17 protein-coding genes are annotated in these 13,302 nt (G+C 68.6%); 7 read left to right on the top strand and 10 right to left on the bottom strand.

Translation table 11 applies throughout. The features are described from left to right. The first annotated feature begins 3 nt into the window (after window positions 1–3). The gene (locus tag ACIG5A_RS08100) at window positions 4–87 is read left to right on the top strand and encodes an alpha/beta hydrolase (protein ID WP_397240572.1); all 84 of its coding nucleotides are present in this window, start codon (window positions 4–6) and stop codon (window positions 85–87) included. A gap of 4 nt (window positions 88–91) precedes the next feature. On the opposite strand, the gene ACIG5A_RS08095 is transcribed toward ACIG5A_RS08100, so the two are convergent. Beyond that, the gene (locus ACIG5A_RS08095; RefSeq protein WP_397239157.1) at window positions 92–712 is read right to left on the bottom strand and encodes a HEAT repeat domain-containing protein; all 621 of its coding nucleotides are present in this window, start codon (window positions 710–712) and stop codon (window positions 92–94) included. 87 nt (window positions 713–799) lie between these two features. Further along, a complete protein-coding gene (locus tag ACIG5A_RS08090; RefSeq protein WP_397239155.1) occupies window positions 800–1,636 on the bottom strand; it encodes a DUF72 domain-containing protein in 837 nt (278 codons plus the stop codon). Window positions 1,637–1,760: 124 nt separating this feature from the next. Here ACIG5A_RS08090 and ACIG5A_RS08085 point away from each other — a divergent pair, with 124 nt between their 5' ends. Next, window positions 1,761–2,126 carry a DUF1304 domain-containing protein gene (locus tag ACIG5A_RS08085; protein WP_397239153.1) on the top strand — a complete coding sequence of 122 codons (366 nt, stop codon included), beginning with the start codon at window positions 1,761–1,763 and terminating at the stop codon, window positions 2,124–2,126. A gap of 11 nt (window positions 2,127–2,137) precedes the next feature. Here the strand turns inward: ACIG5A_RS08085 and ACIG5A_RS08080 are convergent, their stop codons facing one another. After that, the gene (locus ACIG5A_RS08080) at window positions 2,138–2,668 is read right to left on the bottom strand and encodes a pyridoxamine 5'-phosphate oxidase family protein (RefSeq protein ID WP_397239151.1); all 531 of its coding nucleotides are present in this window, start codon (window positions 2,666–2,668) and stop codon (window positions 2,138–2,140) included. Between the two features lie 99 nt (window positions 2,669–2,767). Here ACIG5A_RS08080 and ACIG5A_RS08075 point away from each other — a divergent pair, with 99 nt between their 5' ends. The 3 genes from ACIG5A_RS08075 (at window position 2,768) to ACIG5A_RS08065 (ending at window position 5,229) form a co-directional block, all read left to right on the top strand. Beyond that, window positions 2,768–3,709: an SMP-30/gluconolactonase/LRE family protein gene (locus ACIG5A_RS08075; protein ID WP_397239149.1), complete on the top strand. Its 942-nt coding sequence runs from the start codon at window positions 2,768–2,770 to the stop codon at window positions 3,707–3,709. 63 nt (window positions 3,710–3,772) lie between these two features. Beyond that, window positions 3,773–4,447, top strand: a complete 675-nt coding sequence (locus tag ACIG5A_RS08070) for a hypothetical protein (RefSeq protein WP_397239147.1) — start codon at window positions 3,773–3,775, stop codon at window positions 4,445–4,447. A gap of 2 nt (window positions 4,448–4,449) precedes the next feature. Then, complete coding sequence (locus ACIG5A_RS08065; protein WP_397239144.1) at window positions 4,450–5,229, top strand: alpha/beta fold hydrolase; 780 nt, start codon at window positions 4,450–4,452, stop codon at window positions 5,227–5,229. A 1-nt stretch (window position 5,230) separates the two neighbouring features. Here the strand turns inward: ACIG5A_RS08065 and ACIG5A_RS08060 are convergent, their stop codons facing one another. The 3 genes from ACIG5A_RS08060 to ACIG5A_RS08050 all read right to left on the bottom strand — a co-directional run bounded on the left by ACIG5A_RS08060 (window position 5,231) and on the right by ACIG5A_RS08050 (window position 8,040). Continuing rightward, a complete protein-coding gene (locus tag ACIG5A_RS08060) occupies window positions 5,231–6,358 on the bottom strand; it encodes an acyl-CoA dehydrogenase family protein (protein ID WP_397239142.1) in 1,128 nt (375 codons plus the stop codon). Between the two features lie 42 nt (window positions 6,359–6,400). Beyond that, the gene (locus ACIG5A_RS08055) at window positions 6,401–7,087 is read right to left on the bottom strand and encodes a hypothetical protein (RefSeq protein WP_397239140.1); all 687 of its coding nucleotides are present in this window, start codon (window positions 7,085–7,087) and stop codon (window positions 6,401–6,403) included. A gap of 104 nt (window positions 7,088–7,191) precedes the next feature. Then, window positions 7,192–8,040 carry a hypothetical protein gene (locus tag ACIG5A_RS08050; RefSeq protein WP_397239138.1) on the bottom strand — a complete coding sequence of 283 codons (849 nt, stop codon included), beginning with the start codon at window positions 8,038–8,040 and terminating at the stop codon, window positions 7,192–7,194. Between the two features lie 318 nt (window positions 8,041–8,358). Between ACIG5A_RS08050 and ACIG5A_RS08045 the strand changes: the two genes are divergently transcribed. Beyond that, window positions 8,359–8,673 carry a hypothetical protein gene (locus ACIG5A_RS08045; protein ID WP_397239136.1) on the top strand — a complete coding sequence of 105 codons (315 nt, stop codon included), beginning with the start codon at window positions 8,359–8,361 and terminating at the stop codon, window positions 8,671–8,673. 72 nt (window positions 8,674–8,745) lie between these two features. Here ACIG5A_RS08045 and ACIG5A_RS08040 read toward each other — a convergent pair whose 3' ends face one another. The 3 genes from ACIG5A_RS08040 to ACIG5A_RS08030 are packed head-to-tail and all read right to left on the bottom strand — an operon-like array spanning window position 8,746 to window position 11,002. Next, window positions 8,746–8,934, bottom strand: coding sequence for a ferredoxin (locus ACIG5A_RS08040; RefSeq protein WP_397239134.1), 189 nt, complete (start codon window positions 8,932–8,934; stop codon window positions 8,746–8,748). Further along, window positions 8,931–10,400, bottom strand: a complete 1,470-nt coding sequence (locus ACIG5A_RS08035) for a cytochrome P450 (protein ID WP_397239132.1) — start codon at window positions 10,398–10,400, stop codon at window positions 8,931–8,933. Before ACIG5A_RS08035 ends, ACIG5A_RS08040 begins: the two co-directional genes overlap by 4 nt. A 56-nt stretch (window positions 10,401–10,456) precedes the next feature. Continuing rightward, the gene (locus ACIG5A_RS08030; RefSeq protein WP_397239130.1) at window positions 10,457–11,002 is read right to left on the bottom strand and encodes a hypothetical protein; all 546 of its coding nucleotides are present in this window, start codon (window positions 11,000–11,002) and stop codon (window positions 10,457–10,459) included. Window positions 11,003–11,119: 117 nt separating this feature from the next. On the opposite strand from ACIG5A_RS08030, the gene ACIG5A_RS08025 reads away from it, so the two are divergent. Further along, the gene (locus tag ACIG5A_RS08025; RefSeq protein ID WP_397239128.1) at window positions 11,120–12,511 is read left to right on the top strand and encodes a pyridoxal phosphate-dependent decarboxylase family protein; all 1,392 of its coding nucleotides are present in this window, start codon (window positions 11,120–11,122) and stop codon (window positions 12,509–12,511) included. Window positions 12,512–12,587: 76 nt separating this feature from the next. Here ACIG5A_RS08025 and ACIG5A_RS08020 read toward each other — a convergent pair whose 3' ends face one another. After that, complete coding sequence (locus ACIG5A_RS08020; RefSeq protein WP_397239126.1) at window positions 12,588–13,115, bottom strand: Rv3235 family protein; 528 nt, start codon at window positions 13,113–13,115, stop codon at window positions 12,588–12,590. Window positions 13,116–13,302: the final 187 nt, after the last annotated feature.

The following is a 13,302-nucleotide window of genomic DNA, read 5'->3' as shown; positions in this document are numbered from 1 at the left end:
GGTGTGAATATCTGCGTCGACGCCACCGTCAACACGTACCTGCTCGACGGCACGCCGCCTGCCCCGGCAACCAGCTGCGGCCCATAAACCCCTACCGGCCGCCCTCCGACTCGAATGCCCGCACCACGCTGATCGCCCTCGACCGTACGAAGTCCTCCGGATCTTCCAGGGAGACCCGGCGCAGCGCAGGAACGAACTGCCGATAGCCGGTGTAGGTCGCCGCCCAGATACCCGCGTATCGGACCCTGGGGTCATCGTCCCCGATTGTCTCGACGATCCTGCGGAACACCTCGTCGTCGAACTCTGCCGCGGCGGCAAAACCTATCCGCAGCGCATGCTGAGCCCGGACCCGTTCATCCTCCGCACTATCGAACGCCTCGAAGAGCTCATCCAGCGCCCACAGCGGAACCTCGTCGAGAAACTGCCGCCGGACGGGGTCGGTCGCACTCTCGGAAGCGCCCGTGAACACCGCATAGGCAACGCCGGACGTCGCATCGACGACGAAGTGCAGCGCGACATCCGGCAGCCCCTGCCAGATCAATTGGCCGTCGATCCCGCCATCCCTGTCGCGAGGATTCTCATGAACATGCGGCCAGTCTCGCGCGAGCGCGAATTCGTCGATGTCGTCGGCCGAAACCTCGGATCGAAGTACATAACGGCGCGATCGATAAGGGTAGTCGTTGATGTCTGAAACCCCTTGTAGCACAGGCACTCTGATCGCCGCAGCTTAGCTTCCAGTCAGCTGCCGGAACAAGTCGGGCCACGGGAATATGGAAGGTGTCCTGATGCGAATCGGAGCTCAGAACAGCGTCATCGGTTCGGTCCGCGTGGGTTCGGGCAGCGGCTCGAGGTCGGGGACATGCGCTTCGACCTCGTTGTGGAAGCGGCGGGCGAGTGGGAGCGAGTCGGCGTTGTCGGGGGTGTGGATGAATACCGTTGGGGAACGGCCCTCTTGGAGCCAGGTGACCACCTGGGTGACCCAGGGTTGCCAGCCTTCGATGGTGCGGGCGTTGGCATCCCGGCCGTGATAGCGGACGATCGGGAATTCGGTGAGCGCGCGGGTGCGGCGCGGGAGGCGCGGTTTTTTCGACTGGGCCTCGTATTCGGCGGCGCTGACCGCGGCGCCGTCGAACAGGACGGTGGTGTCGAACGGGATCCATTCGGCGCCGACGCGCCCCAGTACGGTTTCCAATTCCTGGGCGGCGCGGGGGTTTTCGAAGAACGCGGGGTGGCGCACTTCGACGGCGCAGCGGTGGTCGCGTGGCATGCGACGCAGGAAGGCGGCCAGTGCGCCGAGGTCGGACGGGCCGAAAGTGGCGGGCAGCTGGGCCCAAAAGGCGTGGATGCGTGGACCGAGCGGAGCCATCGCCGTCAGGAACGCGCGCATCTCCTCGTCGACGCCGGTGAGCCTGCGCTCATGGGTGACCGGTTTGGGCAGCTTCATCACGAAGCGGAAATCGGCGGGCGTCTGCCGGGCCCACGACTCGACGGTGCGCTGCGTCGGCGTCGCGTAGAACGTGGTGTTGCCCTCGACCGCGTCGCAGCGATCCGCGTAGGCCCGCAGCCGATCCCCCGAGGCGGGCTGCCAATCCCAAGCCGCGTGCGTCCACATCGCACATCCCACGTGAAGCCGCATGCGCTCGACGCTAGTGCACCCCACCGACGCGGCCGTACGGGTGCGCCTCACCGACGGCCGGTGCGATATCGGCCATTCTGTATCCAGCGATCCGAATGGCCATACGCGAGGAAGCGAGTCGACCATGCGAGTGGTATCCGAGATTCTGGTCGGGTTGGTGGCGGCGATACACGTCTACATCCTGATCATGGAGATGTTCCTCTGGACGACGGAGCGGGTGCGGGCGTCGTTCGGCAGCACCCCCGAATTCGCCGAGCAGACCAAGGTGCTCGCCGCGAATCAAGGCCTGTACAACGGCTTCCTCGCGGCGGGCCTGATCTGGGGTTTGCTCGCCTCGGACCCGGTGGGCTACCAGGTGAAGATCTTCTTCTGCGTCTGCGTCGTCATCGCCGGTCTCTACGGCGCGGCCACCGCGAACCGGCGCATTCTGGTGGTCCAGGCACTGCCGGGCGCGCTGGCGCTGGCCGCGGTGCTGATCGCCGGACAGTGATCCGGTGATCGTCAGAACCGCCAGCTGGTAGCGCCGCCCGGCTCGATGGTGGACACGACGGTGGCGGTCCGTGGCGTCACCCGGTAGACGTGCCATGGCGGCGGGCCCGCCGACGGCGCGCTGTACGCGGCGGTGATCGCGCGGCCGGTGTCGTCGAGGCGGGCAGGCCAGCCGTCGGCGGCCCAGCGCGCGGCCATCGCCGCCACCGTCGCCGAATCGGTGACCTGCTCGGCGGTGCCGTTCACGACGAGGTCGAATTCGATGGCGGAGATGCTGACGGCGCAGCGCGGGTCGCGGGCGATATTGCGGCCCTTCCTGCTGTGTTCGCCGGTGACGAACCAGAAGACGCCATCGATCCACAGGGATCCGACGGCGGTCATATGCGGGCTGCCGTCCTGATTGATCGTGGTCAGCCAGGTGGTGTAGCGATCGGGGCCGCCGGAGCCCGGCGCCTGGCCGTACCCCTCGTCCATCCGGGACGCGATGACCGCCCAGTCCACAACCGGCAGGTCGTACAGTTCAGCGAGATTGGTTGCCTTCATACCCGTGCAGACGCGGTTGTGACCCGAAACTCATCGGCGCGCGGTGAACCATCCGGTGCCGCCACCTCGTGTCGGTCATGAAGGCCGACGGAGGTTGCCATGAGGATTACCGATAGAGCGCTGGTCGCCGCGGCGGCGTTGACCACGGCGACGATGTTCGCGACGCCGACGGCCGATGCCGCACCGGTGTGCGCGGGCGCGGGACAGCCGACGGTGGTCGTCGCGTCGGTGCCCGGCGCGCTCGAGGGGTTGACCGTCGATGCCCGCGGCCGCGCCTTCACCACCGACCTGGTGACCGGCCGCGTCTACCGGATCGATGCGCCGGGCGCCGTGCCGGTGCCGATCGCGACGGTGCCGAGCGGCGGTGGCGGCGCGCTGGCCTGGACGCCGGACGGCAGCCTGCTTGTCGGTTACGGCGCGGATGCACGGGTGCTGGCCGGCGATACGTTGCGTCACGCCGGAATCGTGCGGCTCGACCCGGATACCGGTGCGGTGCTGCCGTTCGCCGCCGGGTTGAGTGCGGCCGACGGCATGGACGTCGCGCGGGACGGAATCGTCTATGCCACCAATGATTTCGGCAGTCTCATCGGACGGGTGTATCCGAACGGTGTCGTCCAGGCCGATTGGGCGAGCCTGCCGAGCGCCAACGGGGCGGTACTCGGCAAGAACGACGAGTTCCTCTATGTGTCACGCACATTCGTCAACCCGGGCATCAGCCGGATTCCGACCGCCGCGCCGGGCGCACCGCAGTCGCTGCTCGACCTCGCGGGCGGTGACGCGCTCGGCGCACCCGACGGGCTGACCCTCGACTCCCTGGATCGTCCTGTGGTGCCGCTGAATACCGCGGGCCAGGTCATCCGCATCGACGCACCGAACCAGTACTGCGTTCTCGGCGGCGGCAATCCGATGACCAGCGTCCTGAGCTACGGCCGCGGCGATCGGGGTTTCGCCGCGGGCCGGCTGTTCGGTGCCACGTTCACCGGCGTCGTCTACGAGATCCCTGGCGGCTTCGACCCGAACGCCACCACCGCGACGCCATGACCATCGGCAATGGGTCACCTGTCCGATATCCGCCCGCACGGACCGGTAGTTAGCATCGGTCACATGAAGATCACCCGCACGGTCGTGGCCGGCGCGGCGCTCGCGCTGCTCGCCGCCGCGTCCTGGCAGCCGACCGCGACCGCCGAGGTCCCCGAGCAGGTATCGGCCGAGTTGTGGGCGGTACCGACCGCGCCGGCGGAAACGTTCTCGCTGATCATCGCGTACAGCTTCGGCAATCGGCTGCCCGAGGGCGTGGATCCGGCGCGGACCGTCGGCGAGCCGGGACCGGTGAACGAGGCGCTCGCGGACGCGGTGATGGCGGCGCGCGGCGACCGCGACATCCCGGTGTACGCGCAGACCGAGATCGCCGAGGTGTTGCGGGCGCGGTACGGGCTCGCCGATGTCGTCGCGATCGCGCCCGATCGCACTCCCGACGGGACGCTGGTCTACCTGTCCACCGACGGCGTCGCGGCGCGGGTCGCCGGGCTGCGCGGCGCGGTCGCCCCGACCGATGTGGCCGGTGTCGTCGCCTTCCACGACCATCTGTGGCGGGCCACCCGCACCACCGCCGCCAACGGGTTCCGGGCCTACGCACCGCAGGGTGTCGCGATGCCCGACCGGTACGACCCGCAATCAGGGCAGCCGTGGACGACGAGCCCGGTGCTGTATCTGCCGACGGATTACGCGGGGCGCCTGCGCCTGCTGCTCAATGGTGCTGCCGCACAAGGAGGTCACTGATCGTGCCGCACGCGAAGGCCGCCGACGGGGTGCGGATCGCCTGTCAGGTCGAAGGCGAGGGCGCTCCCCTGGTGCTGCTCGCCGGGCAGTCCAACAACCATCACTGGTGGGACGGCATCCGGGAGGGTTTCACCGCGCGGCGCACCATCACCATCGACTGGCGCGGGACCGGGGACAGCGACAAGCCCGACGAGCCTTACAGCACACCGGGTTTCGCAGATGACGTGATCGCCGTACTCGACGAGCTCGGCATCGATCGGTTCGAGTTGTACGGCACGTCGATGGGCGGGCGGGTCGCGCAGTGGGTGGCCGCCCGCCATCCGGAGCGGGTGCGCACGCTGGTGCTCGGCTGCACCTCGCCGGGTGGGCGGCAGGCGATCGAGCGCGATGTCGAGGTGAGAAGGTCGCTGGCGCAACCCGATCCGGCCGCGAACCGGCGCGCGCTGCTCGACCTGATGTACACCCCGGGCTGGCTCGCGAGTACCTCGGGGCCGTACAACACGCTCGGCGATCCGGACATGCCACCGTACGCGCTGCGCAGGCACCGCAATGCGAGCCAGCGCCACGACGCGTGGGATGCGCTGCCCGGCATCGCCGCGCCCACCCTGGTGGTGCACGGCGCCGACGACATCTTCAATCCCGCCGTCAACGCGCCACTCATCGCCGACCGCATCCCCGGCGCGCGACTGCACATGATCCCCGGCGCCAGGCATGCCTACTTCGACGAGTTCCGCGGCATCGCGACCCCGCTCGTGCTCGACTTCCTGAACGCGCACCGCTGACTCATTCGCCGGGGACGCCGAGGACCTCCTTGCCGATCTCGCCCGCGAGCACCTCGGTCGAGTACGCCATCAGCTGACCGGCTTCCGCGTCGCGCAGGTGGCGCTGGATGGGTGACTGCTTGAGGTACCCGGAGGCCCCGCCGACCCGCACACCGAGCTGGGCGACATCGACGGCCACCTTGTTCGCCAGGTACTTGGCGCGCACCAGGGTCGGGAAGAAGGCCGGAATCCGGTTGTCCGCCTGCCACAGTGCGCTGTCGTAGAGCGCGTGCGCGGCCGCGAGGCGGGTGTGCACGTCGGCGACCTCGTGCTGCACCCACTGCTGATACGACAGCGGCTTGCCGAGGATGGTGCGCGAGCGTGCGTGTGCGACAAGCGCATCGAGGGCGGCATCGGCGATGCCGAGCGAGATCGCGGGCAGACCGGCGGGAATCACCGCGAAGTCGGTGGGACCCGGTGCCCGGCCACGGTATTCGGCGCGCAGCAGGGTGTGGTCGAAGGACAGCAGCTGACTGCGGGTCGCGCGCAGGCCGAGGGTGTCCCAGATCGGGACGACCGAGACGGTCTGGTCGGGCAGTGGCACGCCGAAGAAGGCGGGCACGTCGTCCACCCGCGCGTTGACCAGCAGATAGTCCGCGATCTCCGCGCCGGAGACGAAACGCTTCGCGCCGGTGAGGGTCCAGCCGCCCGCGGCGGCGACGGCGTCCTGCTGCGGGTTGAGGAATCTGTTGCCGCTCGCCGGTTCGGAGAGCGCGTTGGCGAACCGCTTCCCGGCCAGGAATTCGTCGGCGAAGAACGAGCCGAGCGATTCCCTGGTGAACTCGGCGAGGGCGACACCTGCCCCGGCGTGCATCACCCAGATCGTCGCGGTGGACGGATCCGCCTTGGCGAGCATCCGCACCAGTTGACCGAAAGCCAGGTAGCTCAGGCCGATTCCACCCACCCATGCGGGTAGCACGGCCCGGTTCACGTCCGTCTTGTGCAGCGCGTCCAGCTGCTCGACGGGGATCGTCGCGCGCTCATCGTGATCGGCCGCCGCGGCGGCGAATCCGGTGGACAATTCGGCTACTTGATCGAGCACCGCACGGTCCGCGTCCGGAACCGGCAGGGAGAACTGCACAGTGGTCACGAAATGCTTTCTGGTCGAATGGATCAGGCAGGCAACGCGACGCTACTCCGCGCGGGTCAGCTCGACCAGCCCCTTCGGATTCCACGGCATCGGACCGGTCGGGAAGTGGAATCGCAGCATCCGGTGCGAGCCTTCCGCATCGAAATGCAGCGTGAACGGCGGCAAGATGCCGCCGATCACCTTGTCGAGCAGGCCGTTGATATGGGTGAAGCTCGGCCGCACCTTGACCTGCCACGCGTCGAACTTGCCCGCGGGCACCTCGATCCTTGTCCGCTTCTCCACCTTGATCTCGATCGGCCAGTGCACCGAAAAGCCGAGCCACAGATCGACATTCGTCTTCACGCCCTTGGCGAAGTCCAGCCCGCGGAAGACGATCATGCCGCCGAGCAGCGGCGTCATCCGGCTCGGGAACGGCTGCACCTTGCCGCCGAACTGCAGGTGCGCGGTGTCGACGAAGTTGCCCTCCTCGCTGCTCACCAGCTGATCACCGTGCCAGCTCTTCGACGAGTAGGTCTGTGCCGCAAGCATTCCCGCGGTCCGATCGAAGGTCTGCTCGACGGTGATCCGGAACTCGCCCGGCATCGCGCCGTCCAGGATCGACCGGTATCGATCGCCCTCGGCGGTGATCACCGAGGAGAATTCGCTTCTGGTCGGGTCGTCGCCGATCGAGACGGCGTAGAGCGATTTCTCGGCCTCCGGTATGAACGGATCTCGAAATGTGTCCACCACGAACCAATCCCCTTTCCGCGGCACCCGTCGGGCGCATCGGCTCGCGCCAACGCTAGTGCACATCACCGACCAGTACAACGGTGTCAAATTTGTTCGTATCGCGGTCAGCAGCGGACTCCGGTGATGGCGAACCGCTCCACCTCCGCGAGATGACCGCCGGTGGCGACCGCGATCGTCAGGGTGCCGGGGCAGACCGCGCTGAACGGAACGGCCCCGGTCCACGGCGCGTTGGTGCCGCCCGCCGGGATACCGGGCAGCGAGCCGACCTGCTGACCGCTGCGCAGCTGCCGGATCTGTACGCGCAGGTTCTCGTCGACGCCGGTGATGCGCCCGCCGACCACGACGGGTGAACCGACGACGGCGCCGTAGGCGGGCGTGGTCAACCGCAGGCTGCGGTCCTGGCTGCCGACGACCTCCCACGGCGCGTCGGAACCGGCGCCGATGCGCACGAGGTGCAGCTCGGCCACCATCGCGGCGGCGCCGTCGGGGCGATCGAAACCTACTGTCACCCATGCGTGTTCACCATTGACCACGGTTTCGATGGCCTTGTCCACATTGGTGTAGCCGAGGTACTGCTGGGTGAACATCCGCGCGATCAGGCCCGCGTCGAGATGCCACGGCTGATGCCCGCCCTCACGGTAGGCGCGCTGCCACGCGGCCGCGTCCTCGGCCCCGGCGAACGGCCACAGCGGTTGGTAGGCAAAGGGTTTCGCGGTCGGTGGCGCGGCGGGGCGGGTAGGCTCGGGCACCGCCGTCGTTCCCGGCGCCGGCTGGCCGGATGTCGGCACCTGGGCGATGGGCGGGGTGGATACCGAGGCGGGTGGCGTAGCGGCGGGCGGTTCGTCATGCCTGATCGCGAACAGAACGGCCGCGGCGGCGAGCACGACGGCAGTGGCCGCCAGTCCGAGAGTCAGTACGGAGCGGCGGTTCGGTCCGGGCGGGATGGTGTTCATGGGGGTGCCGATTTCGGTATGTCCCCGGGCCGTGGTCGAAGCGTCGCGTGGGCCGCGACGCGATGGGCCCAGCGGGGTATACACCCAGGATAGATCGCGAAACGTCTGAAGCGAATGCTATCCAGAACACGGTTCGGTGAGAATACCTTATCCGGCCGCCGTTCGCAGGGGAAAGATGTTGTACCGCAAACATTCTCGAATAACGCCCGGTTTGCCGGTCCACTCTTGTGAACGCCCGGTTGCACGAGACAAACTGGAATTCCGCGCGGATTTTTGCTCGACAACTCAGCACAATGATCTGCATTTCGGAGTGTGAATATGGGCGGCACCATCGAGGTAGCTTTCTGGGGAACCGCGACACCGGGGCCACGGGGCACCAAGAGATACGGGCCCGCGACGGTCATCAAGGTCCCGGACTCGGCGGCGATGCGTAAATCGGCGTGGGTGGATCGGCTACTCCTCGGCAAGAACGGCATCAGCACCGTCGTCATCGCCAACGCCAGCGATGCGCAGGCGACCGTGCACGCGGGCACCGAGGCGGACGGGCCCGCGCTCGGCAGCGTCAACCAGGGGGAGACGAAAAGATTCGATTACAGCGGCACCGAGGTGACGCTCTATATCTCCGGTCTCTGACCGGAAGCGGGACGCGAGCCCGGTGCGGCGGCCGAGCCACTGCCGTACCGGGCGTTTCGCGGATGCCCCGGACTATTCGAGCCGCAGCGCCTGAACCGGGCAGCTGTCGACGGCGAGCTCGACCACCTCACGGTCGCGGTCGGCGACGACATCGACCAGCGGTGCGACGATGCCGTCGTCACCAACCCGGAAAAGCGTCGGCGCCAATGCCTCACATTGGCTGTGGCCATCACAGACCTTGCGGTCGACCAGAATTCTCATCCGTCCACCCGTCGCAGCTGGATCGGCAGGCCGTCGGCCGGTGTCGGGCCGGTGCCCGCGACGAAGGGAACGCGGTACTCGTCGTGCACGGACCAACGGTAACGCAGCAACATTTGGTGCAGTACCGCTTTCACGGTCATCCCACCGAAATACAGTCCGATGCACTTGTGCGCGCCGCCGCCGAACGGCGCCCAGGCGAAGCGATGCGACTTGTCCTCGCGACGGTCGTCGGCAAAACGTTCCGGATCGAATTCCGCTGCGTCGCGCCAATATTCGTCCGAACGCATAGTCGCGTGCGCGGCCAGCATGATCAGCGTTCCCTTCGGCACGTAGTAGCCGAGAATGTCGGTGTCGGTGACCGTTTCGCGGACCTGTTGCGCCACCGGCGCATACAGGCGCAGCACCTCACGGAACGCCATATCCAGCGCGGGCAACCGGTCGAGGTCGGCGTAGTCGAGCGAAAGCTTGCCGAGGGCACGGGATTCGGCGCGCAGCCGGTCCTGCCAGTAGGGGTGCCGCGCCAGTTCGTAGACCAGCATCGAGGCGGCGATGGTGCTCGTATCGTGCGCGGCCATCATCACGAAGATCATGTGCTGGACGATCTCGTCGTCGGTGAAGGTGTGGCCCTCCTCCGTCGTCGCGCGGCTGAGCACGCTGAACAGATCGGTACCGGCGCCCGCGCGCTTCGCGGCCAGCTCACGACGGAAGTAGGCCTCCAGCGTGTGGCGGCCGCGCACGCCGCGCGCCCACACCCCACCCGGCACATTCGCCCTGATGAGCGCCCGGCCACCGTGCACGGCGTCCTCGAACGCGTGCTCGAGCCGGGTGGCCTGCCTGCCGAGTTCGGCGCCCGCGAACACCTCGGTGGCCTGCTCGAGCAGCAGCTGTTTGACCGCGCTGTAGACATGGAAATTCTCGCCGGGCCGCCATGCGGCGACGCCACGGGTCAGCAGCGGCGTGGTCAGCTCCAGATAGCCGGCCAGCCGCGGCCTGGTGAAGGCCTGCTGCATGATCCGGCGGTGGAACAGATGCTCGTCGAAATCGCGCAGCAGCAGGCCACCGCGGAAGAACGGGCCGATCAGGAATTCCCAGCCGCGCTGCGCCGACATCGTCTTGGTGCGGTCGAGGTACACCGCCTCCAGCCCCGCCGGACTGCCGACCACCACGATGCGACGGCCGAGGATGCCGAGCCACTGCACCGGCCCGTATCGCTCGAACCGCCGCTGCGCGAACTCGATCGGATCGGACAGGGTGTGCAGGGTGTAGCCGATGCCGGGCGGGCCGAAATCGCCGAGCACCGGCCGCAGTTCGCTGCCCGGCGGCGGCTCCGCGAGCGGGCGCATCCGCGCCGGATACCGCTCGACCAGGCGCACCCCCGCCCGCTGCACCCGCCAGGACAGCATCGCCCTCGCCTGCCGAACACTGCCGGTGACGTCCGTGACCGTCTGGGGCACAAGAAGACTCATGGTCGCTCCCTTCGCGACGCTGCGATTATATCCCGGCGCCCGGCCCTGCTCGGTGGCTAAACGAGCTTGCGGGCGCGGGCGATCGCGGCGGGGAGCTGCTCCGCGTCGTCGGTGCTGAGCACGACGGAGCCGGCGTCGACGCGGCGCCAGCCCCGGGTGCGTGCCGGGACGGGTGCGGCGAGGGTGATGCGGAGCAGGGGCGAGGACGGGGAGCGGATCAGTGCGAGCTCAGCCGATTCGTCGTCGAAGTCGAGGCCGAGCTCGGCGGGCCTTCGCACGGTGGTGCGGTGTGCCGCGACCTCGCGGATGGCGTCGAGCGGGATATCCATCGCGGCGAGCCAGCCGAAGCGCAGGCGCAGTTCCCGCCGGGTGACCCGGTGCGAACTCCAGAGCGGTGTGGCGATGGCGAGCACGAACAGCACGGTCAGCGCGCCGATCACGACGTCGGCCACCAGGGCCGCATCGCGCGGCAGCACGGCCGCGGCGAGGAAGTGCAGCACGGCGGCCTCGAGGACGCCGAACGCGACGATCCCGGCCACCAGGGCGGCCCAGCCACCTCGCTTCCCCGAACCGACCCGCTCCGACCAGCCCGTTGTGCGCACCGGGTCAGTCTACGAACCGCGGGGGTCCAGTTCCTGGTGAGTGGACGGGGACAAGGTGGGTGGTTGAACCTAACGTCAGGTCACGCTAGTCAGAATGTTCTATTCGTGGAGGAACCCGTGGACCGCACACTCGCCGAAGATCTGGCCGACCTGCCCGCGCTGCTCGATATCGTCAGCGGCACGGCGGGGCAGGTGCTGCTCGGGCTGGACAAGCGGGCGGTGGCGGCGCCACCGTCACGGCGTGAGCCCGCACCGCTGCCCGAGCACGGAACCGGTCTGCGACAGGCGCTTTCGGAGTTCCGGCAGCGGTGGGAACCGGATTTCTCCGGTAGCGCGGGCCCGCGCTACCTCGGGTTCGTCACCGGTGGTGCCACCCCCGCGTCCATCGCGGGCGACTGGCTGACCAGCGCGCTCGACCAGAACGTCATGAGCGGCGAGGATTCCGCGGCGCCCGACCTGGAGCGCGAGACGGTGAGCTGGCTCGGGCAGCTGTTCGGGCTCGGCGCGCACACCGGCGCGTTCGTCTCCGGCGCGACGCTGTCCAACTTCGTCGGGCTGGCGATCGCGCGGGAATGGCTGGGCGAGCAGCTCGGCGTCTCGATCGCGCAGGCGGGTGCCGGCGCACTCGGCCGGGTGCACGTGCTGTCGGGCACCCCGCACTCGAGCATCTACAAGTCCCTGTCCATGCTCGGAATCGGCAGGGACAGCGTGCAAATCGTGCCGGCACTGCCCGATCGCGAGGCCGTCGACGTCGACGCGCTGGCCGCCGCGCTCGCCGCGCTGGACGGCAGGCCCGCCATCGTCGTCGCCAACGCGGGCACGGTGAACACCGTCGACTTCGACGATTTGCGCGCCATCGCCGCACTGCGCGAACGCTTTCCGTTCTGGCTGCACGTCGACGGCGCGTTCGGCGCGTTCGCCGCGCTCTCCCCCGAGCACGCGCACCTGGTCGACGGCCTGGCCGCGGCCGACTCGGTATGCGTGGATCTGCACAAGTGGCTCAACGTGCCCTACGACGCCGCGGTCCAGTTCACCCGCCGCCAGGACCTGCAGGTGCGGACCTTCCAGAACTCCGCCGCCTATCTCACCGCACCGAGCGCCACACCGGATTTCGGCCACCTGGTCCCCGAGAACTCGCGCCGCCTGCGCGCGCTGGCCGCCTGGTTCACCCTCACCGCCTACGGCCGGGACGGACACCGGGAAATCGTGCGGCGCAACATCTCCGGCGCGCAGGACCTCGGCGACCAGCTCGCCGCGACCGGGCTGTTCGAGCTCCTGTCCCCGGTCCGCCTCAACGTCGTGTGCTTCACCCTGGCCGACCGTCCCACCTCGGAACGGGTGCACGCCCTGATCGCCGCCATCGCCGCGACCGGCGAAACCTTCGTCACACCCACCGTCTACCACGGCGTCCCCGCATTCCGCGCCGCCTTCAGCAACTGGCGCACCACCGCCGACGACGTGACCCGCGCCTGCCGTGCCATCACCGCCGCATACGACTCCCTCCCCTGATCGCATCATGATCATCAGGAACTGAGGTAACTCGCCTCTCGCGGTTTACCGCCACCAGTTCCTGATGATCTTGATTTCAGGCGACCTGGAAGGCGGTCAGGCGCCATTCGGTGGTGCGGTCGATGCGGGCGGCGATGGCCAGGCGGCGTGGCCCGCGCTCGTAGCGTGCGCAGATTTCGGCGGCGCCTTCGTCGATCGGGATGACATCGACGCGGACGAGGATCGCCGTGCCGAGCGTGCGGCTCGGCACGCGGCCGTCGGCGATCATCGCGGCCACCGCCGACACCACCGAAGGAGCCGCCACCTTGGCGAGCTGGCCGACGGGGCGGCGGTGGTCGAGGATCTCCAGCGCCGAACGCAGCGCCCGATCGGCGAACTCCTTCGCCTCGGCGCTCGCGCGCGCATGCCCCTCGCGCAGCACCCGCTCCAGGCCGAACGATTCCGGTTGCCGCGCGGGGGTATTGCGCATCGGCATCCGGGGGCGGCAGACCGGCCTGGCGGCCCGCGTGCCGACCAATCCACGCCGCGGGTCGTAGCGCAGGCAGTGTTCCGCCGGCGGCTCGCTGGCCGGTGCGGGCCACAGCGAAGGGCGATGATCATGCATGGCGCCGACCCCCTTGACTCGATCCCACTCCCCCGAGCGATCGTCGCGAAAGCATCGCATGCGGCGGCACACTGCGTAAAGAGCCGGTGGCTATCACGAAGCCATCGCGCCGATTGTGGTAACAGTCACATGATGGAAGATCGCGGCACTCTGAAACGGTACCGAGCAGCTATGCTCTCGCGATAGA

This window comes from Nocardia sp. NPDC052566, assembly GCF_044547285.1.
GTDB lineage: Bacteria > Actinomycetota > Actinomycetes > Mycobacteriales > Mycobacteriaceae > Nocardia.
The sequence above is the reverse complement of the archived record's forward strand: the minus strand, read 5'-3'. Positions and strand labels throughout refer to the sequence as shown.

Bases quoted from the DNA above. Each gene is read 5' to 3' on its own strand.
- ACIG5A_RS08090 (WP_397239155.1), bottom strand. From the start codon at position 1,636: ATGCGGCTTCACGTGGGATGTGCGATGTGGACGCACGCGGCTTGGGAT.
- ACIG5A_RS08085 (WP_397239153.1), top strand. From the start codon at position 1,761: ATGCGAGTGGTATCCGAGATTCTGGTCGGGTTGGTGGCGGCGATACAC.
- ACIG5A_RS08080 (WP_397239151.1), bottom strand. From the start codon at position 2,668: ATGAAGGCAACCAATCTCGCTGAACTGTACGACCTGCCGGTTGTGGAC.
- ACIG5A_RS08075 (WP_397239149.1), top strand. From the start codon at position 2,768: ATGAGGATTACCGATAGAGCGCTGGTCGCCGCGGCGGCGTTGACCACG.
- ACIG5A_RS08070 (WP_397239147.1), top strand. From the start codon at position 3,773: ATGAAGATCACCCGCACGGTCGTGGCCGGCGCGGCGCTCGCGCTGCTC.
- ACIG5A_RS08050 (WP_397239138.1), bottom strand. From the start codon at position 8,040: ATGAACACCATCCCGCCCGGACCGAACCGCCGCTCCGTACTGACTCTC.
- ACIG5A_RS08045 (WP_397239136.1), top strand. From the start codon at position 8,359: ATGGGCGGCACCATCGAGGTAGCTTTCTGGGGAACCGCGACACCGGGG.
- ACIG5A_RS08040 (WP_397239134.1), bottom strand. From the start codon at position 8,934: ATGAGAATTCTGGTCGACCGCAAGGTCTGTGATGGCCACAGCCAATGT.
- ACIG5A_RS08035 (WP_397239132.1), bottom strand. From the start codon at position 10,400: ATGAGTCTTCTTGTGCCCCAGACGGTCACGGACGTCACCGGCAGTGTT.
- ACIG5A_RS08020 (WP_397239126.1), bottom strand. From the start codon at position 13,115: ATGCATGATCATCGCCCTTCGCTGTGGCCCGCACCGGCCAGCGAGCCG.